This window comes from Chitinophaga silvatica, from assembly GCF_003419895.1.
GTDB classification, from domain to species: Bacteria; Bacteroidota; Bacteroidia; order Chitinophagales; family Chitinophagaceae; genus Chitinophaga; species Chitinophaga silvatica.
This window is the reverse complement of record NZ_QPMM01000010.1, coordinates 104,756-131,071: the sequence shown is the minus strand read 5'-3', so window position 1 is coordinate 131,071 and position 26,316 is coordinate 104,756. Positions and strand designations below refer to the sequence as shown.

Annotated in this window: 13 protein-coding genes and 1 tRNA gene; 10 read left to right on the top strand and 4 right to left on the bottom strand. The window is 40.2% G+C overall.

The window, feature by feature from the left end; all coding sequences use genetic code 11:
* Positions 1 to 10: 10 nt before the first annotated feature.
* The gene (locus tag DVR12_RS18390) at positions 11 to 2,773 is read left to right on the top strand and encodes a putative LPS assembly protein LptD (protein ID WP_116977256.1); all 2,763 of its coding nucleotides are present in this window, start codon (positions 11 to 13) and stop codon (positions 2,771 to 2,773) included.
* A gap of 48 nt (positions 2,774 to 2,821) precedes the next feature.
* Here DVR12_RS18390 and DVR12_RS18385 read toward each other — a convergent pair whose 3' ends face one another.
* The gene (locus DVR12_RS18385; protein ID WP_116977255.1) at positions 2,822 to 3,559 is read right to left on the bottom strand and encodes a lysophospholipid acyltransferase family protein; all 738 of its coding nucleotides are present in this window, start codon (positions 3,557 to 3,559) and stop codon (positions 2,822 to 2,824) included.
* 12 nt (positions 3,560 to 3,571) lie between these two features.
* Positions 3,572 to 4,243, bottom strand: coding sequence for a uracil-DNA glycosylase (gene ung, locus DVR12_RS18380; RefSeq protein ID WP_116977254.1), 672 nt, complete (start codon positions 4,241 to 4,243; stop codon positions 3,572 to 3,574).
* 133 nt (positions 4,244 to 4,376) lie between these two features.
* Here ung and DVR12_RS18375 point away from each other — a divergent pair.
* Together DVR12_RS18375 and DVR12_RS18370 are read left to right on the top strand one after the other, a co-directional pair.
* Positions 4,377 to 4,450: transfer RNA gene (locus DVR12_RS18375), tRNA-Arg, on the top strand.
* A 179-nt stretch (positions 4,451 to 4,629) separates the two neighbouring features.
* Positions 4,630 to 5,100 (top strand): hypothetical protein, encoded by a 471-nt coding sequence (locus DVR12_RS18370; protein ID WP_116977253.1) that lies wholly within the window; start codon positions 4,630 to 4,632, stop codon positions 5,098 to 5,100.
* An 88-nt stretch (positions 5,101 to 5,188) separates the two neighbouring features.
* Here the strand turns inward: DVR12_RS18370 and DVR12_RS18365 are convergent, their stop codons facing one another.
* Together DVR12_RS18365 and DVR12_RS18360 are read right to left on the bottom strand one after the other, a co-directional pair.
* The gene (locus DVR12_RS18365; protein ID WP_116977252.1) at positions 5,189 to 14,797 is read right to left on the bottom strand and encodes an MBG domain-containing protein; all 9,609 of its coding nucleotides are present in this window, start codon (positions 14,795 to 14,797) and stop codon (positions 5,189 to 5,191) included.
* Between the two features lie 44 nt (positions 14,798 to 14,841).
* The gene (locus DVR12_RS18360) at positions 14,842 to 15,840 is read right to left on the bottom strand and encodes a PorP/SprF family type IX secretion system membrane protein (RefSeq protein WP_116977251.1); all 999 of its coding nucleotides are present in this window, start codon (positions 15,838 to 15,840) and stop codon (positions 14,842 to 14,844) included.
* A 322-nt stretch (positions 15,841 to 16,162) separates the two neighbouring features.
* On the opposite strand from DVR12_RS18360, the gene DVR12_RS18355 reads away from it, so the two are divergent.
* The 7 genes from DVR12_RS18355 to DVR12_RS18325 all read left to right on the top strand — a co-directional run bounded on the left by DVR12_RS18355 (position 16,163) and on the right by DVR12_RS18325 (position 26,310).
* Positions 16,163 to 16,759 carry a hypothetical protein gene (locus DVR12_RS18355; protein WP_116977250.1) on the top strand — a complete coding sequence of 199 codons (597 nt, stop codon included), beginning with the start codon at positions 16,163 to 16,165 and terminating at the stop codon, positions 16,757 to 16,759.
* A 157-nt stretch (positions 16,760 to 16,916) separates the two neighbouring features.
* Positions 16,917 to 17,507, top strand: a complete 591-nt coding sequence (locus tag DVR12_RS18350) for a Crp/Fnr family transcriptional regulator (protein ID WP_116977249.1) — start codon at positions 16,917 to 16,919, stop codon at positions 17,505 to 17,507.
* Between the two features lie 276 nt (positions 17,508 to 17,783).
* The gene (locus tag DVR12_RS18345; RefSeq protein ID WP_116977248.1) at positions 17,784 to 18,305 is read left to right on the top strand and encodes an RNA polymerase sigma factor; all 522 of its coding nucleotides are present in this window, start codon (positions 17,784 to 17,786) and stop codon (positions 18,303 to 18,305) included.
* Between the two features lie 70 nt (positions 18,306 to 18,375).
* On the top strand, positions 18,376 to 19,413 hold the full coding sequence (locus DVR12_RS18340) for a FecR family protein (RefSeq protein WP_116977247.1): 1,038 nt from the start codon (positions 18,376 to 18,378) through the stop codon (positions 19,411 to 19,413).
* A gap of 46 nt (positions 19,414 to 19,459) precedes the next feature.
* Entirely contained in the window at positions 19,460 to 22,684 is a 3,225-nt protein-coding gene (locus DVR12_RS18335; RefSeq protein WP_116977246.1) for a SusC/RagA family TonB-linked outer membrane protein, read from the top strand.
* A gap of 21 nt (positions 22,685 to 22,705) precedes the next feature.
* The gene (locus DVR12_RS18330; protein ID WP_116977245.1) at positions 22,706 to 24,469 is read left to right on the top strand and encodes a RagB/SusD family nutrient uptake outer membrane protein; all 1,764 of its coding nucleotides are present in this window, start codon (positions 22,706 to 22,708) and stop codon (positions 24,467 to 24,469) included.
* Positions 24,466 to 26,310, top strand: a complete 1,845-nt coding sequence (locus DVR12_RS18325) for an outer membrane protein assembly factor BamB family protein (protein WP_116977244.1) — start codon at positions 24,466 to 24,468, stop codon at positions 26,308 to 26,310. The genes DVR12_RS18330 and DVR12_RS18325 overlap by 4 nt, the downstream gene beginning before the upstream one ends.
* The last annotated feature ends 6 nt before the right edge of the window (positions 26,311 to 26,316 follow it).

Below are 26,316 nucleotides of genomic sequence, written 5' to 3'. Positions count from 1 at the left end.
GCCATAACACATGAACGCTAGCTACAAAAATAATTATAAAAAGTTTCTAAGACAGACATACCTGGTTTTTGCAGGTATGTTCTTTGCTTTCCCATTTATTATAGATGCAGTTGCAGCCTCCAGGCCACAGGGAAAAATACTTTTTAACAAAAGTTTGGCAGATACGACTACGCCTATAGCTAAAAAGGATACAATTCGCTCTGTCAAACACGATACAACTAAGCTAAACGACAGTACACAGCTTATTGCAAGTACTGATTCTTCAGGGGTAGATACACTCTATATCCCTAAATTGTCAAAAGATACCCTCGATGCTCCTGTAACTTACAAGGCAAAGGATTCAATAGTCTTAATGGTGCCAGATAAACGCTTTTATCTATATGGTGCGGCTACTACCAAATATAAGACAATTGATTTGTCGGCCGAAAAAATGAATTTCGACCAGGAAACCGGTGTTCTCGAAGCTACTAATGCCAAAGATACTGCCGGGAAGCTGTTTGGAGGACCTGTGATGAATGATGGAGGCCAGAGTTTCGAATCTGATACCCTCAAATATAATTTCAGCTCTCAAAAAGCGAAAATTTATCATACCCGCTCCCAGTACGGAGAAGGCTACATTCACAGTGAACAAACCAAAAAAGCGGCTGATAATACCATTTTTGGGTTCAGAAACGGTTATACTACCTGTAATCTGGATACTCCGCACTTTAGCTTCCGTGCCAAGAAAATTAAGGTAATTCCTGATAAATTGGTAATCTCAGGCCCCGCAAACCTGGAAATTGAAGGTATTCCTACCCCTTTATTTATTCCATTTGCCATTTTCCCTATTACACAGGGCCAGCGTTCCGGTATTTTACCTCCCCAATATGTCGTAAACCAGCAAAAAGGTATGGGACTCGAGAATGGAGGATATTATATTGGGCTGGGGGAGCATTTTGACCTTACCATGCGCGGAGATGTATACTCTTATGGTAGCTGGAGTTTGACGGCCAGTCCTACCTATCGTAAGAGATATCGGTACAGCGGAGGGTTAAACCTCAGTTTTGCCAATACCAGATTCGGAGATCCTGCCGTTAAATCTGAATTTAGTACCTCTAAAGACTTTAGGGTAACCTGGAACCATAGTATGGATAGTAAAGCCCGTCCCGGGGTCAATTTTGGGGCAGCGGTTAACTTTGGAACCTCCAGTTATAACCGATATAATGTATATGATTACAGTACACGTGTCAATAATAACATCGGTTCCTCCATCACTTTCTCGAAAAGCTGGCAGGGAAAACCTTATAACCTGAGTGTTGGCTTAAACCACTCCCAGAACTTAAGTACCAGAGATGTTTCTATCTCTTTCCCGGATGCGACATTTACAGTAAACACCATTTTCCCGTTCCAGCCTAAAGAACTGGTTGGAGTGCCGAAATGGTACCAGAAAATAGGAATTTCCTACAATACAGTGCTGAGAAACCAGACAAACTTTAAGGATTCTCTGTTTGGGAAACAACAAATGTGGGATGCAATGCAATCGGGTATGCAGCACAACATTCCGATTTCCTTCTCTATCCCAGTCCTGAAAACCATGACATTATCGCCAAGTATCAACTATACTGAGTCGTGGTTTACCAAGAAGTTTATCAGAAGCTATAATCCTAAGAAGTATAATACCTTCACTCAAACGAATGGAGCGCTTGATACCAGCTATGTACCTGGTTTTTATGCAGCACGTAGTGTAAGCACGGGTATGTCGTTGTCTACAGCTTTATACGGGATGTATGGATTCAATAAGAATTCAAAGGTAAAGGCTATCAGGCATGTAATGAGACCAACTGTGAGTGCGAGCTTTAGCCCTGACCTTTCTGGCGGATATTATCATTTAGTGCAATATAATTCGGCCGGAGATAAGGCCTTGTTCTCAGATTTTGATGGAGCTATTATTAGTCCGCCTGCCCCTGGAGCATTTGGCGGTATTAGTTTTGGTTTGGATAATAACCTGGAGATGAAGGTGTTTTCATCCAAGGATACCTCAGGTAACCATGAGAAGAAGATAAAGTTATTGGATGGTTTCGGGTTAAATACCAACTACAACCTGTTGGCAGATTCATTTAAGTTATCTCCATTCAGCTGGTATGCCAGAACCAATTTGTTTGAAAAAGTAAATATTTCGGCCAGTGGTAATATTGATCCTTACCAGGTTGATAGCCGTGGTCGTCGTATCGATAAATTTGTATGGCAGCAGGGTAAGATCAGTTTAGGTAGATTAACGAATGCCAGTCTTTCATTAAGTACTTCCTTCCAATCAAAAGATAAGAAGGCCAAGGCTAAAGAACAGCGTATAGATTCGATTGAAAACGCGCAAACAACCGATGCGGCTTATCAGGCGCAGCAACGGCAACTGCAAATGGTGCGTAACAATCCCGGAGAGTATGTGGATTTCGATATTCCATGGCGTTTGGATCTTTCCTATAGCCTTTCATATACCAATACTATATTACCGGATTCGGGAGGATATGTAAAACGTATAACCCAATACGTTAGTTTCAACGGAGATTTCAGTCTGACACCTAAGTGGAAGATAGGGATGAACAGTGGTTTTGATTTTACGAATATGCAGATAGCTTATACGAATATGTATATTTCAAGGGATTTGCATTGCTGGCAGATGTCGATCAACCTGATACCATTTGGAACATTCAGACAGTTTAGTATTACTATTAATCCTAAGGCAGGAATTCTGCGGGATCTGCGAATAAATCGATCGCGGCAGTTCATGGATTTCTAGCTTAGCATAAATAACAAAAAAGCGAGTGTTGTAAAACACTCGCTTTTTTTATTCGTGGGTCACATAATAATCCCACATTATTTTAAATACTTTTTCTTTTAGAGCCGGAATATCATCTTTGGTCATACCTACAGTTGGTATAGGCTCCAGGAAATGATATTCGATTTTATGAGGCCATGCAAAGAAGCCTTTATCTGGTGGAAATATTTTTTTTGTATTTAACAATATAGAAGGCATTAAAGGTTTCTGAGCATCGATAGCTAAAGCAAAGGCACCATCATAGAATGATTTTAGCGGATCGGGAGTTCTGTTCCGTGTTCCTTCCGGGTAGAGCAGCATATTAAAATGCATGTTTAAAGCATTTTTCATTTCTACCACGCTTTGCTTTCTGCTTGCTTCGTTCTTTCTATCTACCATTATTCCACCTATTTTATACATGACCCCAAACAAAGGAATTTTGCCCATGCTGGCTTTAGCCAGGGTTTTATTGAGTCCGGGAATCCCTGAAGTAGTTACCGGAACATCAATGAGTGAATTGTGATTACATACGATCACATAGGTTTCACCCGGCGCAAAATTATTCAGTCCTTTTCTGGAAGCAGGGCATCCGATAAGGGGTAGATATACTTTCATCCACCATCTCCCAATTGCCAGGAACCCGGCAGATTTAGTGGGGTCCGGGAAGAAGGATAGAATCCAGATCGGGATAAAAACGATCAGCATTGTAAGTACAAACAATAGCAAGGCGTACAATGCGAATAATTTTCCTAAAAATTTCTTCAACATTTTATTAATCTTTTATAATCGCCAATCCACAGGTTCTATGCCGGCTTTACTAAGAATTTCATTGGTTCTGGAAAAATGCTTGCACCCAAAAAAACCTTTATCTGCACTAAACGGCGATGGGTGGGCAGCTTGTAGTATATGATGTTTGGTCGCGTCTATCAGATATTGTTTGTCCTGAGCAAAGCGGCCCCAAAGCAGGAAAACTACATTCTCCTTGTTATCAGAGATTTTTTTGATAACGGCATCTGTAAAGTCGCCCCATCCGATTTTACTATGGGAAGCGGGTTCATTAGCTCTAACAGTTAGGAAAGCGTTTAGTAGCAGCACACCATGTTCTGCCCACTTAGAAAGATTTCCACTTGTAGGTATTTCCAGGCCGAGATCATTTTTCATTTCCTTATAAATATTTACCAGAGATGGGGGCGGTTTTACGCCATCAGGTACGGAAAAGCTTAAACCATGAGCCTGCCCCGGGCCATGATAAGGATCCTGCCCCAGGATCACCACTTTTACTTTATCGAATGGGGTTTTATCAAAAGCATTGAAAATAAGGTTTCCTGCGGGGTATATCACTTTATTCAATGCTTTTTCATGTTTAAGAAACATGGCCACCTGTTCGAAATACGATTTCTTAAACTCGTCATTTAACACGTCCTTCCAGCTCGATTCAATTTGTACATTCATGGTGTTCTAAAAATATTTAAAGAAAAATAAAATTAAATTTGATTTATTGAGAAGAAATTGCATACATTTGCACTCCCAAAACGAGATAAATATAACGATTTATTTCAGAATAGCGGGAAACAAAGATACATAAGTCTCGGTAGCTCAGCTGGATAGAGCAACTGCCTTCTAAGCAGTAGGTCATTGGTTCGAATCCAATCCGGGACACTAGAAAAAGCTTGCAGTGATGCAGGCTTTTTTTATGCCTTCACTTTTTACCATCTGGTGTAATGAAATCCTACAAGATACCTATGAACGTTTAGTACTTCACGTTATATAGAAAAAAAATCTCCTATTGCATTTCAATATAAAAATCCCCACCTTGAGATAAAATCCCATCCTATACCATGAGTTTCTTTAAAAACCTATTTGATAGTGAAAGCAAAAACCTGATCGAATGCCCCAGATGCCTGGGAAAAGGCCAGGTAGATCAGGATGATATAAAAAGACTTGGCAATGAGCTAAGATGGCGCCCAGGTCGTTGTGCCTACTGTACAGGAACAGGTAAAGTTGAAGCAGAAATGTTAGATAAAGTCGCTGTAGACGAAGCATACCTGACAACTACTATATCTTCAATTGAGAGAAAAAAATTAATAAACGGTGATCTTGATGCGATTAAAAGAGGGGAGATGTTTGCAGAGACTATGGATAATTTTATTGAAGAAATAACCAGGTTGTATTTTGAAGAAAAGATGGAAGTTGACAAGATTGTTCAATTGTACATTAAAGGGGCACCTAAATCAGGGTTTAAAATAAATGCAAGCCAGAAAGCAGAATTTGTAGATTATATTAAAACGGTAATTGCTCATAAAAGATAGGAAGGAGTATATTTCTTATCAACATAAAAAAACACCGCCATCTGAATTATACAGATGGCGGTGTTTTTTATGTTGATGTTAATACTGTTTATCTCAGCAAAGTTACAGTTCCTTGTGAACGATAAATTGCACCATTGATATCAACACCTTCTACAGTCCAAACATATGTAGCCAAAGGTTGAAGTTCTCCGTTATAGTATCCATTCCATCCTTTCTTCTCGTCACTGGTTTCAAACATCAATTTGCCCCAGCGATTAAAAATCTTGAAGTAATGTAACTTCTTTATTCCTTTCAGGTTAGGATACAAAATATCATTTTGTCCGTCGCCATTCGGGCTGAATACATTCGGAATAAGTATTGCATTCCCTTGATTTACTGTTACCTGCAAATGATCAGTAGTAGTACATCCTGAAGGGAAAGTCATCTCAATATTAAAGCGTTGACTTTGATCAAGCGTAGCGACTGGATTGTACACACCAGGGTTCGACAATCCATTTGCCGCAGACCATCTGTAGGTTGCTTCATTAAGGTTTCTGCCTGTTAATACTGCAGGCATACCTGCATCTATGGTAACCGGGGTTAATTCCATATCCGCAAGCGCTGCTTCTACTTTAATGGTTTTGCTAATTGTGGCAGTTAAAGTAGGGCAGGCAACCGAAGTAGCCGTTAATGTAACATTGTAATCTCCGGCAGCTTTATAAATAAATTGAGGAGAAACAGTATTACTGGTTGTTCCATCTCCATTGTTCCAGCTGTAATTTACATTTCCACTATTGCGAACATCAGATTGGTTGGTAAAAGTTATTTTTTTATCAACGCAATACAGATCATACGTAAAGGCGGCAGAAGGAGCAGAGAGCTGTGTAATAACCACATTTCCGGTGGCAGGCGCAGAACATCCGTTTGCATCAGTAGCTATCGCAGAATAGCTTCCGGTTGTAGTAGCAGAGAGTGTATTCAAATTGGCACCTGGGATATCATTGTTATTCAGTTTCCACCTGAAATAATAGTTACCAGTAGCTTGCAGGTTGAGAGAAGCACCACTTCCGCAAAGGATACTTCCTTGTGGAGTAGTGATGTCACTTACCGGCAGTGCATTAATCTTTAATGTTCCGTTTACATAGTTGAATGTATAGTTTAATGCGGAAGCGCCAGTTGGTATAAGATCATATATACCAGCCGGAGACTGAGTATTAGCGGTACTTTGAACAACAGGTTGCTGACTAAGTGCAACAACAGTTTCACCATTTACCCAACCGAGATAGCTGGTTGTAAATGAAGGTTTAGTTCCTCCAAAGCAATAGTTCTGGTCATTAGCAGTAATAGTGAGAGTAGCCGGATTGATAGTCAGGGTACCATCGGTATAATTAATAGTATAGTTTGGCGCGGTTACTCCGGCTGGTGTGATAACATATGTACCAACGTTTTTCGCGGTTTGAGAAGTACCGCTATACGTAATAGTACCGGTAACAACAGTAGAAGTTTCGTTATTTACGAATCCAGTGTAAGTAACACCGTTACCACCGTTGTATATAATACCATCGTAGGTCTTACCAGCTGTATTAGCCTTTACTGTTAAGGTAGCCGGATTGATAGTTAATACACCGTCTGTATACGTGATCGTATAGTTTGGTGCAATTAATCCTGCTGGTGTGATGGTGTATGTACCAACGTTTTTAGCCGATTGAGAATTGCCACTATATGTAATAGTACCAGCAACAATAGCAGAAGTTTCGTTATTCACGAATCCAGTGTAAGTAACCCCGTTACCACCGTTGTAAGCAACACCATCATAAGTCTTGCTGGCGGCATTAGCAGTAGCAGTTAGAGAAGCTGGGTTGATAGTTAACGTACCATCTGTATAGTTGATTGTATAGTTCGGAGCTGTTAATCCTGCTGGTGTGATGGTATATGTACCAACGTTTTTGGCAGATTGAGAATTACCACTATAAGTAGCAGTACCCGTAACAATAGCGTCATTTTCGTTATTCACGAATCCTGTTACCATAATCCCGTTACCACCGTTGTAAGTAATACCATCATAGGTCTTGCTGGCAGCATTGGCTTTTGCAGTCAACGTAGCCGGATTAATTGTTAACGCCCCGTCTGTATAATTGATCGTATAGTTCGGAGCAGTTAATCCTGCAGGTGTGATGGTATATGTACCAACGTTTTTGGCAGTTTGAGAATTACCACTATAAGTAGCGGTACCCGTAACAATAGTAGAAGTTTCGTTATTTACGAATCCAGTTACTGTAACCCCGTTACCGCCGTTATAAGTAATACCATCATAGGTCTTGCTGGCAGCATTTGCTTTAGCGGTTAAGGTAGCCGGATTGATTGTTAAAGCACCATCTGCATAGTTGATTGTATAGTTCGGAGCAGTTAACCCAGTAGGTGTGATGGTATATGTACCAACGTTTTTGGCAGTTTGAGAATTACCACTATAAGTAACGGTTCCTGTAACAATAGCTTCAGTCTCATTATTCACGAATCCTGTTACTGTAACCCCGTTACCACCGTTGTAAGCAACACCATCATAAGTCTTGCTGACTGCATTAGCTGTAGCAGTTAGCGTGGCAGGATTGATAGTTAACGTACCATCTGTATAGTTGATTGTATAGTTCGGAGCAGTTAACCCGGCCGGTGTGATCGTATATGTACCAACGTTAGTAGCCAATTGAGAATTACCACTGTAAGTAGCGGTACCCGTAACAATAGCGTTAGTTTCGTTATTCACGAATCCTGTTACCGTAACCCCGTTACCACCACTGTAGGTGAGCCCGTCATAAGTTTTGCTGGCAGCATTAGCTGTAGCCGTCAATGTAGCTGGGTTTATCGTTAACGTTCCATCTGTATAGGTGATGTTATAGTTTGGAGCAGTTAACCCTACTGGTGTGATAGTGTATGTACCAACGTTAGTGGCAGATTGAGAATTGCCACTATAAGTTGCGGTACCTGTAACAATTGCAGAAGATTCGTTATTTACAAATCCTGTTACTGTAACCCCGTTACCACCGTTGTAAGCAACACCATCATAAGTCTTGCTAGCAGCATTAGCTGTAGCAGTCAGCGTAGCTGGATTGATTGTTAACGTACCATCTGCATAGTTGATTGTATAGTTTGGAGCCGTTAACCCGGCCGGTGTGATCGTGTATGCACCAACGTTTTTGGCAGTTTGAGAATTACCACTATAAGTAGCGGTTCCAGTAACAATAGCGTCAGTCTCGTTATTCACGAATCCTGTTACTGTAACCCCGTTACCACCGTTGTAAGCAACACCATCATAAGTCTTGCTGGCGGCATTAGCAGTAGCAGTTAGAGAAGCAGGGTTGATAGTTAATGTACCATCTGTATAGTTGATTGTATAGTTCGGAGCAGTTAACCCGGCCGGTGTGATAGTGTATGTACCAACGTTTTTGGCCGATTGAGAATTACCACTATAAGTAGCAGTTCCTGTAACAAGAACCTCAGTTTCGTTATTCACGAATCCTGTTACTGTAACCCCGTTACCACCGTTGTAAACAATACCATCGTAAGTCTTGCTGGCAGCATTAGCTGTAGCAGTTAGAGAAGCTGGGTTGATAGTTAACGCACCGTCTATATAGTTGATAGTGTAGTTCGGAGCAGTTAACCCAGTAGGTGTGATAATATATGTACCAACGTTTTTGGCAGTTTGTGAATTACCACTATAAGTAACGGTTCCAGTAACAATAGCATCTGTTTCGTTATTTACGAATCCAGTTACCGTAACCCCGTTACCGCCGTTGTAAGTAATACCATCATAAGTCTTGCTGGCAGCATTAGCATTAGCAGTTAGCGTTGCAGAATTGATAGTTAATGTACCGTCAGCATAATTGATTGTATAGTTAGGTGCAGATAATCCTGCTGGTGTGATGGTATATGTACCAACGTTTTTCGCAGTTTGAGAATTACCACTATAAGTAGCGGTACCGGTAACAATAGCAGAAGTTTCGTTATTCAGGAATCCTGTTACTGTAACCCCGTTACCACCACTGTAGGTGAGCCCATCATAAGTCTTGTTGGCAGCATTCGCTGTAGCCGTCAATGTAGCTGGGTTTATTGTTAACGTTCCATCTGTATAGGTGATGTTATAGTTTGGAGCAGTTAACCCTACTGGTGTGATAGTGTATGTACCAACGTTTTTGGCAGTTTGAGAATTACCACTGTAAGTTGCGGTACCAGTAACAATAGCATCTGTTTCGTTATTTACGAATCCAGTTACCGTAACCCCGTTACCACCACTGTAGGTGAGCCCATCATAGGTCTTGCTGGCAGCATTAGCAGTAGCAGTTAGAGAAGCTGGGTTGATAGTTAACGTACCATCTGTATAATTGATTGTATAGTTTGGAGCGGTTAACCCTGCTGGTGTGATGGTATAAGTACCAACGTTTTTGGCAGTTTGAGAATTACCACTATAAGTAACGGTTCCAGTAACAATAGCAGAAGTTTCGTTATTTACGAATCCAGTTACCGTAACCCCGTTACCGCCGTTGTAAGTAATACCATCATAGGTCTTGCTGGCGGCATTAGCTGTAGCAGTCAGCGTAGCAGAATTGATAGTTAACGTACCATCAGCATAATTGATTGTATAGTTAGGTGCAGTTAATCCGGCCGGTGTGATCGTGTATGTACCAACGTTAGTGGCAGATTGATAATTGCCACTATAAGTAGCGGTGCCGGTAACAATAGCATCAGTTTCATTATTTACGAAACCAGTAATAGTATAGCTATTACTACCACTGTAGGTGAGCCCATCATAAGTCTTACTTGCTGCATTGGCTGTAGCTGTCAACGTAGCTGGATTAATTGTTAATGTACCATCTGTATATATGATTGTATAGTTTGGTGCTGTTAATCCTGCTGGTGTGATTGTATATGTACCAGCTAATGTAGCGGATAAAGCACTACCACTATAATTAGGAGTACCAGTAACGATAGCATTGGTTTCATTATTCACAAAACCAGTTATAGTAACTCCATAACTACCACTGTAAGTATTACCGTCATAAGTCTTGCTGGCTGCATTAGCTGTAGCAGTTAGGGTAGCCGGATTGATAGTTAACGTACCGTCTGCGTAGGTGATATCATAATTAGATGCTGTTAATCCGGCTGGTGTGATTGCGAAAGTACCAGTGTTAATGGCAGATTGAGAGTTCCCGTTATAAGAAACAGTTCCTGTAACAACTGAAGATGTTTCATTATTCACAAATCCTGAATAAGAAACACCATTACCACCGGAATAAGCTAAGCCATTATAGGTCTTACTTGCATCATTGGCAGTAATGGTTAGTGGAGCCTTGGAAATTGTCAATGAGAAGTCTACAGGTGTTGCAGCAGCATAAGCGGCGTTACCTGGTTGTGTGGCAGTAATAGTTACAGTTCCTACTTTCAGCACTTTAATTTTCCACTTGTTGCCATCGTTCGCATCCTGAATAGCAGTAGCAATGTCGTCATCTGAAGAGGCATATTCCACTGTCAGATTGGAAGTAGCGGTGGCTCCTGGTTCAAAAGGAATATCACCATATACTTTAGTTACAGGGTTGATAGTACTGATAGATTGAGAATTAGGTGTAAATTCATAAACACCCAGATCTATTTTACCACCATTTGAGAAATTAGTTACTCTTAAATTTCCTGCCAGGTCTTTTGTGTTGGCATCAAGGTTAGGAAACAATGTATTATCTCCTGCATCAATGGCAGCACTTCCGGCTTTTAGCTGATAATCTCCTCCAATAGAAGGAGCATCTGTAGTTGCAAGAGGTGAAACAAAATCGGGAATAACAGTTGTACCGTCAAGACTATTATTAGCATCGGCTGCACGACCTTTCACCAGGTTGTTTTTCATGTTTAAGGTAGTATTACCTGTAAATAATTCAACAGCGTTATTATAGATGATACTATTGTTTATTTGGGTATTATTCGAAGAAGTGCCATCTATATAAACTGCGGCTCCTGTTCCTTTATTACCACTGACTGTATTATTATTGATTGTAATTGTTGCATTGCTTGTTTGTATTGCACTGCCAAGTCCTGTAACAGTATTTCCTGTACTAAGTACATTGTTGAAGGTAGCAATACCATTTGTTTGCATCACGCCTCCTCCATTTGTTGCAGTATTTCCTTGCAAGCTAACATTGGAAAGTAAAAGGGTACTGCCAAGGGCAAATATACCTCCACCAGTACCTCCGGTATTGTTATAAATTCTTGAATTGTTAACAGTCAAATTAGTTGCTTCACTATAAATTCCGCCACCACGCGCCGTAAAAACAGTAAGTGTTTGGTTCTGGTTTATATCCATATTGGATAAAGTCAACTGTCCGGAAAAATGACAGATGCCCGCTCCAAAATATCTTGGTAAGGTGAAGCCATTTAAATTGGTATTCGTATTAAGGCTAGCGTTACCATTAGTTACAGTGAAACCATCAATTTCTGTATTTCCGGCATTTAATATGGTTAATACATGAAATACCTTATTATTACTGCCGAGATCACCTTCCAGTATACTATTGTTGGCTGTTATTTTTAAATCACGTGCTGCCAATGAAGTTTCATATCCTGCAAAGCCACCATAGATTTTAATATTTCTCAATACCGAGAATGCACGATCGCGTGGATCAATTGAAAAACTTTCAAGGTCAGTGGCGCCATACTGAGGGGAATATGTACCACCAGCTACCCAAATTTCCTCTGTTTGCTGGTTAATATTGGCGGCACGCAAGGCTGTCGCAACTTCGCCCATTGCATTATTCCAGCTACTGCCATCTCCTATTCCATTCTTTTTAACATACAGCACTCTTGGTGCTACGGCAGGCTGATATTCATATGCTCCAAGATCTATTGTGCCTTCAGCCAACCGGGTATTACCACCCAGATCGGTAGCTGATGCACCCAGGCCTGGAAAGGCAACATTTTCACCAGCGTTGATAGCCGGACTATTAGATTTCAGATAGTATATACCACCAGTACTAAGAGTAGAAATAATGCTAGGGGTAATAGTTCCAACAAATTGGGGGTCTAAATTCCCATCCAGGATATTTCTTGACGCATCTGCGGCCATTGTTTGTATTAAACTCGACCTGATATCTAGTGTATTGCCGGAAGTGTTTTTAATGGCGTTTTTGGTAGTTCCATACAAGTTACCATAGATAATACTGTTACGAATAATAATATTACAATTACTGGTAACGGCAATGGTAAATCCTGAACTTGATGAAAAATTGTTGCATATGGTAGTATTTATCAGAGTTGGTGTACTGGTTGAACCGGAATTGGCGAAATTAAATATTCCAACCCCGTCAAGTGTTCCTGAATTACCACTTATTACTACATTCACAAGAGTAGGGCTGGAGGCATTATTGTAGATCGCTGTTCCATAATTGGTTGCCTGATTACTCCTGATATTAAGATTTTGTAATAATGGGGAAGAGCTCATGCAAAGAAATCCGGCCCCGGTATTTTTTGAAGTACTTCCGCTAAAGGGATTATTATTTGCAAGATTAAATGAAGCTGCGGCGTTAGCATTTCCTCCTACAATTGCAAATCCATCCAGGGTTGCCGATCCAACATCTCCCAAAGATGTAACAACGTGATAGGCATTATCGCTGTAATCACCAATTACGCCTAAATCTCCACTGAGTATACTGGAATTGCTGGTTATACGAAGATCTCTTTGAGATAATGAAGTTTCATTTCCTGCAAAGCCTCCATATACTTTTACATCTTTGATTATTGGAAATGCGAAATCCCGGGAAGTGGCTCCTGAGGAAGTAGTTGTTCCCGGTAGATATTTAGGGGTGTATTTTCCACCGCTTACCCATATTTGTTTAATGGTACCAGGCGTAATTGCATTGATCATGTCGGCGGCTCTTAGAGCATCCGAAACCTCTCCTGCTGCATTAGCCCAACTATTACCTTTGCCGGTACTTCCTTTTTTTACATATAAAATTCCGTTGATGTCTGGTGTTTCCGGTGGTAGGATTGTTAGTTTTCCAGAGGTGTATGAAATGTTATAATTTGTGGAGGTATGTCCATATGCCGACATTACATAATATCCCGGGTTAATGGCACCAGTTGAAGTACCAGAATAAATTACATTTCCAGATAAACCAGATTCATTATCCCCATACAAAAAACCCGTATAGGTATAACCGTTATTTCCTGAATAAGAAATCCCGTCATAAACTTTTACCTGATCATTAACTTTAATGTTTAAAGAAGCTTTTGCAATTGTTAAGGTAAAATTGACATCTTCTGCTGCATTATATGTTGCATTTCCTTCCTGCATGGCAGTGATTGTTACTTTGCCAGCACCTTTAATCCTTATTTTCCATTTATTGCCATCAGTTGCATCCTGAAATGCTTCTGCTATTTCACTATCGCTGCTTACATAGCTGACAGTTAAACCAGAGTTTGTAGTACATCCGGGTTCAAATGGGGCATCTCCGTATGTTTTTGATAAGTTACCAACTCCATTGATAGTCTGATTGGTTCGTGAGTAATATTCATACGCCCCCAAATCGAGTATCCCATTTTCGCGTGGATTTCCTGCCAGGTCTTTTGTATTGAAATTGAAACCAGGGTAATCCATACTCTCACCAACATCGATTGCCTGACTATAGGGTAATAACCGGAAATTACCTGCAATAGTAGGAGCAATGGCAAAAGAAGGTAAATTCACAAAAGAGGCTGAACCTGAAACTATATTATTGGTAGATAGGATACCAGAACCAGATATTTCCGTACCAGAATTCGAATTGCCGGTTACAATACTATTAAAGAGAGTTAAAGTTCCGGCAGCTAAATCAATTCCACTACCGGTACTATTGGAATAATTGGCACTAATTGTAGCATTGGATATAGTTGGAAACGCTGTATTATTAATACCTGCACCACCGTATATTGTTCTATTACCAGAAATAAGTGCTGTGGTGAGGGTTACATTTGCGTTTGCACCAAAGTATATTCCTCCTCCTTTTCCAAACGCTCCGGTTGTTGAATTACCACTAACTATAAGACTGAACATTACAGCTGAACTGTTTTCAATATACATCCCTCCACCACCATTAATACCAATATTGTTAATAATAGTCAGGTTAGATAGTTGGGGAGAACCTCCTGCTATATAAATTCCTGCGCCAAAGTTGAAAGGTATTTGCGTGCTATTTACGTTGATACTTGCCGAATTATTATTATAGCCATCTGAAATCGTAAAACCATCCAGTAATGCTGTTCCTAAATTTCCGGCGCCAAGTACCACATGCGCTGCATTATCTGTAGCGGTGTTTAGCACCCCGATGTCACCACTTAAAATACTTTTGTTATATCTTTTCTGCAAGTCTCTTTGCGCCAGTGAGTTTTCCGTACCAGCAAAGCCTCCAAAGATTCTTACATTATATACCAATCTAAAAGTATTGTTGGTACCTCCATCTGTGAAGTAAACAGGATCATATTTGGGTTTATACGTGCCGCCAGCAACCCAGATTTGTTTGATGGTTGGATTGGTGGCTGCTGCCTTTAATGCGTCTGCCAGTTCACCTGTGGCAGTAGCCCAACTATTACCGTTTCCTGTACTACCTTTTTTAACATATACTATTCCATTTGGATCTGGTGATTGTGCAAATGCCTGGAGTAGTGTGATGCAGGAAAGTATTATTGAGAGTAAATATTTTTTCATCTGATTGATTATCGCTATGATAGGAATGAAATCTTTTTATTGGGCTAGTATTTAAATACACTGGAACCGGCCGTCGGGGAAGAACGTTTCTTTCCAAACTGCCAGACAAATGATAACTCCATACTTTGTACTGATTGAAAGTTTTTTAAGTCGGATTGTACATAATCATATGTGAGACCAGCAATCCAGCGGCTTGTTTCTACACCAAAGTAAGGGTATAAGGCATCTCCAAAGCGTTCCCAAAGACCCACATTGATGCTGTGTAACAAGCCATCATCCATCCCGATTTTATAAATACCACCTACCGTGTAAATACTATTACCTCCCTGAAAATCTGCAATCGTACTTAAGTGGAAGGAATTAGCGGTACCGGAGTTAATCCATCCACCGGCTTGCAGACTTAGTTTACGTGGGATCTTGTATTCACTGTTATTGTAAGCTCCTTCACTGGGCCTGGCAGCATGAAATATGGCAGCTCCGGCAGATATTCCGTAATTGTCGCGGTTATAATTATAGTATAGTCCTCCACTCACATCCAGGTATCTGTTCTTCTGGATATTAACTGCATCGTTTGGGGGCAGGTCGCGTTGAAACCCCATACTGCCCAGCTGTGATTGATATAGGAATTTGGTTGCATCTAAGATACGATTGGCATAAGTACCCATCAGACCGGCACTCAGAGTATGTCGGTCTAAATTATCGAGCTTTAGATGATAAGCGGTAGAGAAGGAAAAATAGTTGTTCTTTAAAATACCTCCATTCGATTGATCGCTTAGTACACTGCCCCCCAGCCCAAGATTATTGTTGCCAACAACAATACTTTTTTCAAGAGAGGTGGTAAGTGTATAATAAGGTTTAATTGCCTCCCCCCACCATTGGGAGCGGGCATTGATACCCATCCTCCAATCGTCTACCCCTTGTCCTGTTATCGCAGGATTAAGAGTCATTGGAGAAGTAAAATACTGGGAAAAGTGAGGGTCTTGGGCTTTTAGTCCGGTTGTTATTAAACAACAACAAAACAATAAAAAACGACCTGGTTTCATGCTAGGCTTTTAGAGATAAATTGAAAATTGGTACTGTCTACGGGTTAACAGCAAGGAGTCTTCTTTCTAATAGGCCGCAAAAATATATAATATTTAAAATTTATTATGCGTATTTATACGCTTTTCATTATTAATAATTGTAAGTCTGACGATTTTTAATCTTATTTACTCAGTGTATTCGTTTACGTTATTATCCCAGGAAAAGCTAAGACTATAAGAAACCGGGCAACAGGTTATTTTATAGGAATAAAAGGTAAACCAATCTAACTACCGTAGGCTTCGATTGGAATAATATTATCTTTGTGCTTTAGTTTATATTACAATGGTGCCCCAAAAAATATATACCTACGCGTTAGGTATTCTGCTGATTTTAGTTTCATGCCGCAAAAAAGAGGTTGTCAAACCATCGCCAGATGTTTATCCCTTAATGCAATATTTCGACCTTAAAGATTCTGTAGTTCAGGCAGGTAAGTATTGTTTGTTGGATCTGGACAATGATAAAGAATACGATGTTGTGTTTAGTACGTTACTGGTAGGGGATCCAATTCAGAAGGTAGATAAGTCACAATGGCTGGCTGGTACTTCCCTTAAAGCCTCCTTATTAATTGGTAGTGCAGAAGAATTGCCTGTATTCAGATTATTGGATAGCATACCTATAGCAAATCTTCCTGCCCATACCTGGTATAATGCAGCTGCATCTGTTATCGCTCAGAAAATAATGCCGTTATCAGGAGATGATTATTGGGAGGGTGAATGGAAGTCGGCCAATCATCAATTTATAGGTATACAGCTATTAAGGAACCAGCATAAAATTAATGGGTGGATTGAAATCAGTTTCAATCAGGCTACGGAAAAGCTGATCTTGCATAGGGCTGCTATCTGTCAGACCCCTGATGTTACAGTGTATGCTGGTAAGTGATTCATTTTGATTGTCTCTATCCATTTTGTTCAATCATGCAAAGTTGTCTAGTAGATCACTTGTCGCGATTGTATTAGCCCTATCTTTGGCTCCATTTTAAATAATAGTCACCACCGGCTATTCCATAACCCTCCAAACCTCAAAATTTATTTTAAAAATGGTTATTGATGAGAATTTAAAGCAGTTTTTTGATTTTGTTGCTCTTTTTTATGACCTGAATGCTATCGATTTACAAAGAGTTCACAATTTTCTTCAATACAAAAAAGTATCAGCAGGGGAAGTAATTTTAGAGAAAGGGCAAAGAGTAAAAGGAATTTACTTCATTAATAATGGTGTCCTGAAAGTTTCAGGGAAAAATGAGCATGGGCAGGAAGGTGTTCTTTACTTTATTTCTACCAATCAATTCGGTACTACTCCAAGAAGTTATTACCTGAATACAGCTTCTGATGAAACCATAATTGCAGCGTGTGATTCTGAAATAGTATTATTTCCGAAGAGAGACCTGGATGCAATGGTGGTAGGATCTCCATGTTTTAGAGAGCTAATGAATAGTATCCTGCAACAGGAAACGATATTCAGAATAGATGAGAGAAAGGAAATGTTTAAAGAAAAGGAGATCAGCAAAGCCTTTAAGAAATTTATTATCCGTTATCCTGAAATCGCAATAAAAGTTTCTCCTAAAGATATGGCCTCCTTTTTATGCATGTCTGATTATAAGTATGGCAACTTGAAATATTTATTGGTCTGACACCATTTAATACCCCAATAATTTTGCTGCAATTAATCAATAAGTTAATATTGTCTAATTAATTAGCTATTAATTAAATTCATAATTCACGTTATTGACCGGATTTTTCAACCAGAACCCGGAGAAATTTTTTTTACTGATTTTTAGTATAGTATGCGAAGCTTTTTTGTACTTTGACTTTTGTCTCGGTTCTCAACCAAACCGGTAGTTCACAGAAATATAACATACTAGCAACTAACACATACAGTAGGTTTGTGCAGTAATAACTAATTGGACATGGAGGACTTGTTGGCAGCAATCAAATCGGGCGATCATAGTGCTTTGGAGCAGCTGTACGATGCATGGCATGGCAGGTTATACGGTTATTTCTATAAAAAAACCAGCTCTAAATATCTGTCGGAAGAACTCGTACAAATTGCTTTCATAAAACTATGGAATAGCCGCCACCAATTGTCGACCAACTGGCCACTCGAAGTACAGTTACTACGTATCATGAAAACCTCGTTGATAGATTTATTACGAAAAGAAGTACGTGACGCAAAAGCCTATCAACTATATAATCAACATATTTCACAAGTTGCCCCTACTCAACAAACCGAAGATTTTAGTAATGAACAATTGCAAATTGTTGAAAAAGTAATGGAGGCAATGCCCCCTGTTCGCAAGAAGGTATTTCACCTTAGCCGTTACCGTGGTCTCTCCCATAAACAAATAGCCATAGAACTGGCCATCTCTCCCAAAACTGTTGAAAACCATATCACACAAGCATTAAAGCAACTTCGCCACCTCTTAAAATAATTTTTTTCTTCCCAGACTAGGGGATACCTGCCCGACAATCGTATACTCTTATAAATGCGCAGCTTCGTTTATGCAGGATTTAAAAATATTGCTTCAAAAATACTTTAATGGTGAATGTTCCGAAGAGGAAAAAAATGAACTATTAGTGTTGCTTGAACAACAGCCAGACCTACTGGACAAGTATTTTGATGAAGAATTGCCGGCAGAAAATGAGGTAGAACTACCATCAGTTGCCGCTTCTGCAAATATGAAAGCTGCAATATTAAAAGCTACAGTTCCTGTAGTACCAATTTCCAACGGAAGATCCAATGCCTGGAAATGGTGGGCCGCAGCTGCAGTATTACTATTGGCCGGAGCTGGTTTTTATTTGGTAAATCAACCTGCCATAACCAAACCAATGGCTACGAATATTGATTCTCCCGCTAAAATAGCAACAGATACAACAATAATTAACCAGGGTCACGATAGTCAATTAATCACATTAAAGGATGGTTCCTGGATTAAACTATCTCCAGCCAGCCATGTTAAGTTCAGTATCGATTTTCTTAAAAATCGCCATATCACTCTTAAGGGTAGTGCAGTCTTTGATGTAGCCAGAGATGATAAGCATCCATTTAGTGTAACCACCAATGAGATTGTCACAACAGCACTAGGTACCCGATTTGGTATTGAAACAGGTAAGGGAAACACAGTGAGCATAACCTTGTTGCAAGGAAAAGTACAGGTAACGGGCACGCATATGCAGCAAGTTTTTAAACCGGTAGTTTTATTGCCCGGAGATATGTTTAATGTAAAAGAACAAGTACCAGGAATACAGGTTGCAAGGGCAGTTCCTGTTCCTAAAGCCAACAAAATAGTAGTTCAAAATACAACTGTCATCACAGATTCAACATTTAATTTCCACAATGAAAAATTGTTAAACGTAATTAAATCGCTGCAAGCGTATTACAATGAAAGCGTAACCATGCCTGCTGTGTCGGACAAGGCCACCTTCACAGGGGAATTTAATAAAACGGAATCCTTTAGTAATATAATTCAGGTTCTGGCCGATCTTAATAATCTAAATATTGAAAAGCACGATAGTACAATTATTCTAAGCACCAAATAAGGAGAGTAGATCTCTAAAAATTAATACCTATCCATAATACAAACTTATGAAGTTTACAAAACAACTATTGCCGTTGTTACGGCATTGCTATGCCTTTATCTTATTGTGCCTGTTGCCGGTTTTGGCGAATGCACAAACATCCGCACCAATGGTAAAAGGCGTTATTCGCGATGAAAAAGGTGCTGTATTGATTGGTGTAAATGTGATAGCGATAGATGTAGAAAAGAAAACGAAATCCGGTACATTAAGCGATGAACACGGTAATTTCGTTTTCACCAAATTACCCGCCGGGAAATATACTTTTGCCTTCTCCCTTATTGGATATGAGAAAAAGGAATATACCGGCTATACCATCAGCCAGGATAGTCATATCACTCTGGCAGTGAAACTACCACAGGAAGATAAACTCTTATCACAGGTAGTGGTAGTTGGTTATGGTACCCGTAAAAAAGAAGAGATCACTGGGGCTGTAAACCAGGCAGGTAAAGAGGTTTTCCAAAATCGTCCGATTACCAACGTTGCACAGGGTTTACAAGGTGTTATCCCTAACCTGAATATTACTTTCTCTGATGGCCGCGCCGGCAGAGGAGGTAATTTCAACCTGCGTGGTACTACTTCCATCAATGGAGGCGGACCCCTCATCCTGATTGATGGGGTGGAAGGAGATATTAATATGGTGAATCCGGAAGATGTGGAAAGTGTTTCTGTTTTGAAAGATGCTGCATCTGCTGCTATCTATGGTGCCAGAGCAGCTTTCGGAGTAATTCTGGTTACCACTAAAAAAGGAGCTAACGGTAAGGTAAATATTCATTATTCCAATTCACTGGGTTATAGCTCTCCTATGGGTATTCCTAAAGTGATTAAAGATCCGCTGGCCGCAGCTACTATTCAAAATGAAGCATATCGCGGATATGCAGGTACCGATTCTCCTGATATGTTACAGGTAATCGATTATTTGAAACAACGTCAGGCAGATCCATCTCTACCAGCGCTTGGAATAGATGTTCCCAATAACAAATGGATTCGTGGTGGAAACACTGATTGGTACAGCGAATTTTTTAACGATAAACAGCCATTCGCTAAGAACTTCTTAAGCATCTCTGGCGGTAATGAAAAAATCAACTATTACATTTCTGGTGGTGCCCAATCTCAGGATGGAACCTTTCGGGTGGCAACGGATAAGTATAAACGTTACAACTTCCGCTCCCGCCTCGAATTTCAGGCAACGGATTGGTTGAAAGTTTATACCAATAGTGAGTATGATAATGGTAAGAACGATGCTCCCAATAACTTTGTAAATGGTAACTTCAATGCTTACCGCTATTTATCCCTGTTTGCTAACCCTTATGAAGTAGTTAAAACTCCAAATGGCAACTGGACTCAGGCCGGTATGCTGGTATTCGGAAGCCTGGTAGACGGAGGCAGGGAAATTCAAACCAGACAAATCTTCCGTAATACTGCAGGCTTCAAAACCAATTTCTTCGATAATACCCTGAGAATTAACGGAGATGCAACTTTAGTACAAAATCAGAACCGTTACGAAAGAAAAGCCCGCCAGCTTAAGTATGAGAATGTGCCAGGTAACGTGGCTGCCTACTCAAACCAGGATTTCTATTATTCATCATTTGATGAGAATATTTATTCAGCTATCAACCTGTATGCAGAATATGAAAGACATCTGGGCAAACATAATATAGACTTCCTGGCTGGTTACAATCAGGAACAAAGTACTGCCAAATGGTTTTATGCGTCAGGCAATAACAATATCAGTGATAACTATGGCTCATTAAACCTGACAACAGGAGAGAAAAAATTGGGGGACGACTATAATGCATGGGCCATACGTGGTTTGTTCTATCGTGCATCCTACAATTTTAATCGTCGTTATTTTGTTGAAGCAAACGGACGTTACGATGGTACTTCCCGTTTCCCTTCTGGTAACCGTTTTGGGTTCTTCCCTTCAGTATCTGCAGGTTGGTTAGTGAGTGAGGAAAACTTCTTTAGTGTATTGAAACCTACAGTAAACTCACTCAAACTGAGAGCATCTTATGGCTCTTTGGGTAATCAACAAACAGGCAACTATTCTTATTACAGTTTAATGAATGTATCAACAGCCGGTGCGGTATTGGATGGAACCAAACAATTAGTAACATATGCCCCTGGACTTGTTGCCAGAAGCCTTACCTGGGAAAGTGCCAGAACACTGGATTTCGGTATGGATATGGGATTGTTAAATAACCGACTTGAAATTGGTGCGGATTGGTACAATCGCCAAACCATCAACATGCTCACAAAAAGCAAATCCTTACCAGCGGTGTTAGGAACAGGAGAGCCTCGTACCAATGCTGCGGACCTCAGTACCAAAGGATGGGAGCTTTCTATGAAATGGAAAGATGAACTGAAAGTAGCTGGTAAACCATTTGGATATAACGTAGCAGTAGTATTGGCAGATAGTCGTTCTTCCATTACACGGTACGACAACCCATCCAAATACCTGGGTGATTACTACGAAGGACAACGATTGGGTGAAATCTGGGGATATGTAACTGAAGGCTTCTTCCAAACCGATGATGAGTATAAAAATCATGCAGATCAGAAGAAAGTTTCTGCAATTCCCTATAAAGTATCCGGTCACCCCTTGGCAGGAGATATTAAGTTTAAAGATATAGATAATAATGGGGAGATCAACAATGGTAAAAATACTTACGATGATCCGGGAGATATGATGGTTATTGGTAACACCACTCCCCGTTATTCTTACGGAGTAAATCTGGGTGCTAATTATTCCAACTTCGACCTGAATGTATTTTTCCAGGGTATTGGAAAGAAAGATTTCTGGCCAGGTTCTGAATCTGGTAATTTCTGGGGTTTCTACAACAGATGGAACCAACCGGTTTATGAGCATATTTATAACAACTACTGGACACCAGAGCATACAGATGCCTACTTCCCGAGATTACGTGCCTACCAGGCTTTAAATGGTGGAAATGCATTAACAGTAGCACAAACACGCTATTTACAAAATGCTGCTTACCTGCGTTTGAAGAATGTTAGTCTGGGTTATACTATTCCTAACCGTATTACTAAGCTGGCGAAGATCGACAGAGTCAGAGTTTATTTCTCCGGACAAAACCTCTTTACCTGGACAAAACTTTCAAAAGCATTTGATCCGGAAGCCATCGGAGATGATCCTGATGCTGCTGGCAATGGTAACGGTTTCGTATATCCGCTGCAACGCACTTATACCTTCGGTTTAGACATTAATTTTTAATTACTAATAGACATCAGAGATATGAAAAAAGTATCTTACTATATACCATTACTTTTATCCGGATTGGCGTTGGTGAGCAGCTGTCAGAAAGACTTTCTGGATAAATCACCTAAAAGCCAGATAGAGCCGGGTAAGTTTTTTAATACAGAAAAAGACCTCGAAATTTATACAAATGGTTTCTATGCCTATCTGCCAGGACCCAGTGTATATTCCGACGACTGGAATAGTGATAACGTTGAATCATCGAACTCAGACCTGGTTGCAGGAAGATTAATTACACCATCAAGTGCCGGAGATGCAGGTTGGACCTGGGATAGATTAAGAAATATTAATTTCTTCCTGGAAAATTATAATCGTGCAGTGGCTCCGGATAGTGTAAAAGCCAAATATGCTGGTATGGCCCGTTTTTGGCGTGCGAGTTTTTATTTTGATAAAGTAAAGCGTTTTGGAGATGTACCATGGTATAGCACATCTCTTAATGAGTCGAGCCCCGAGCTATACAACCCAAGAACACCGCGTAAACAAGTGATGGATTCTGTTATCGCAGATATTGATTATGCAATTGCCCATCTGGCATCTACAAAAAGTATCAGTAGAATAACTAAATGGACAGCCTTAGCACTGAAGTCACGTGTTTGTCTGTACGAAGGTTCATATCGTAAGTATCATACCGAATTAAAGCTGGAAGGCGATGCAACTGATTTGTTGAAAGCCTCTGTTGCCGCGGCTGAAGCGCTGTTTACCAGTGGATATAAGCTATATAGTACAGGGAATCCATCAAAAGATTATATGAATCTGTTTGTGGCAGAAAGCGCTAATCCGGATGAAGTAATTCTTGCTGAAGTATACGATGATGGTCAGCAAAAAAGACATGCTGCCAATGGTGTTTTCACAGTTTCAACATTAGCCATGCCAGGGTATACCAAATCCTTTATAGATGGTTTTTTAATGAGTGATGGAACTCCATTCTCCGCACAGCCAGGATATAAAACTAAAACCTTCCTGGAGGAAACGCAGAATCGTGATCCTCGTTTGGCACAGATTATCCGTACTCCCGGTTACATGCGTATCGGAACTACCAAAAAATTGGTTACTGATTTCACAGTTTCGCTAACAGGTTATCAGGGTATAAAATTTGTAACTGGCACGAACCAGGATGCTTATAATACTAATACCAACGATTTGCCTATTTTCAGATATGCAGAGGTATTATTGAACTATGCTGAAGCGAAAGCGATCCTGGGCGATTTAAACCAGGCGAATGCAGATAAATCTATTAACTTGTTACGTCGCCGAGTAGGAATGCCAGATTTAAATGTAGCCAACATTATTCCAGATCCACAATTATCAGATCTTTATCGCCCAAGGCCAACTACTCCGGGTGAAATTAATCCGGTTGTATTGGAAGTGCGCAGAGAAAGAAGAATTGAACTGGCAACCGAAGGATTCAGATACCAGGATCTAATGAGATGGAAAATGGGCGATATATTAGCAGATCCGTTTTATGGTATGTATGTTCCGGCAAAAGGAGAGTTAGACCTCGATGGAGATGGTAAGGCAGATGTGGCGATTGTTGACAAGAAACCTGATCCGGCCAACAGCTCAGTTCAATACTATATTATGAATGATAAGAAACTGGAAGATGGAACAAAAGGTAGATTGATGGTATTTCCAAATTTACCAAAGACCTTTTCAGAGAAAAAGAACTACTTGTTTCCGCTGCCATTGACAGACTTATTATTAAATAAGAATCTTGTACAAAACGAAGGATGGAATGTACCATGAGAACCTATTTTAAAATACTAACAGGATTGCTACTGCTGGTGGGAATAACTCCCGCCGCCGTAGCTCAGCAATCGTTTAAGTTTGCTGAAATAACAGATACGCATATAGGAAGTGATAATGCATTGGAAGATCTCCAAAGAACAGTGAGTGATATTAATAGTCAACCTGCCCTCGCATTTGTCATTATCTCCGGCGATATCACCGAGTTTGGAGCTGACGCTGAACTGAGTCTTGCCAAATCTGTATTAGACGGACTGAAAAAGCCCTGGTACATCATCCCCGGGAATCACGATACCAAGTGGTCGGAGAGTGGAGGTAATACTTTCCGTAAAGTATTTGGCAGCGAAACCTTCGATTTTAAGTATGGAGGCTATCAGTTTATCGGTACCAATTGCGGACCAAATATGCGGATGGGCCCCGGACAGGTACCTCGTGAGAATATAGTTTGGTTAGATAAGATGTTAAAGAAGGTCGACAAACAAACACCGATCATCTACATAAATCACTATCCTCAAAATGCGGATCTCAACAATTGGTATGAAGCGATCGACAGACTAAAGCAATTCAATATTCAACTGATTCTATGTGGTCATGGGCATACCAATAAACAATTCGATTTTGATGGAATTCCCGGAGTCATGTGTAGATCTAATCTCCGCGCCAAAGACAGCATCGGAGGTTACAACATTGTAACTATTGCGGATGGTAAAGCTACTTTTGAAGAAAGAACTCCGGTAATTGGTAAAAACCGCCAATGGGCTACTGCAGCTCTTGCAGCACCAGACAAAAAGATTTACGAACGTCCTTCTTTTGCAATGAACGATTCTTTTCCGGCTGTTAAAAAAGTATGGGAATATCAGGATAACAGCGATATCGGTGCGGGAATTGCACTGTATCAGAATCTGGTGATTACTACCAATACTGCCGGAGAAGTATATGCCCTCGATCTGCAAAACGGAAAACGTAAATGGACCTATAAAACCCTGGGTAAAATTTATGCTACTCCGGCGATAGAAGGAAATAAGCTGGTAGTAGGATCTTCAGACGGTATTATCTATTGTTTGAATGCGTCCAACGGTAAACAATTATGGAATTATAAAACTGATAAACCTATCGTTGCCAGTACAACCATCGTCAATGGAATTGCCTATACAGGAGCCTCAGATGGCCACTTCAGGGCAATTGATATAACGAATGGCAAATTAGTCTGGGATTTCGATAAGGTAATAGGTTTTGTGGAAGATAAACCATTGTACTACCAGGGTAATATTTATTTCGGTAGCTGGGGGAATGATTTTTACGCACTTGATGCTAAAACAGGTGAATTGAAGTGGAAGTGGAATAATGGAGCCTCCAACAGAATGTTTTCTCCTGCCGCTTGCTGGCCTGTAGCAGCCGCCAATAGAGTATTTATTGTGGCTCCGGACAGGTATATGACTGCATTCAATGCAGCCACAGGTAATGTAATCTGGCGCAAAACAAATCCTGATATCAGGGTACGTGAATCTATTGGTCTTAGCGCCGATAGTACAGATGTGCTGATTAAAACGATGGAGGGTAAGCTTTATGGAGTTTCTACAGTTGCAGACAGCATGCATATTAACTGGAATGCAGATGTTGACATGGGTTATGAATTAGATCCGGCATCATGTGTGGAAAGAGATGGAGTGATTTATGCACCCACACATTCAGGTGTGGTTTATGCAATAGATGCTCAAACACATGGAATGTTATGGAAATATAAACTATCTAACTGTTTGGTTAACACTGTAACTCCCCTGGGCAATAAACAACTGCTGTTCAGTACCATGGATGGCAAATTGGCTTTAATAAGATTTTAGAACAGT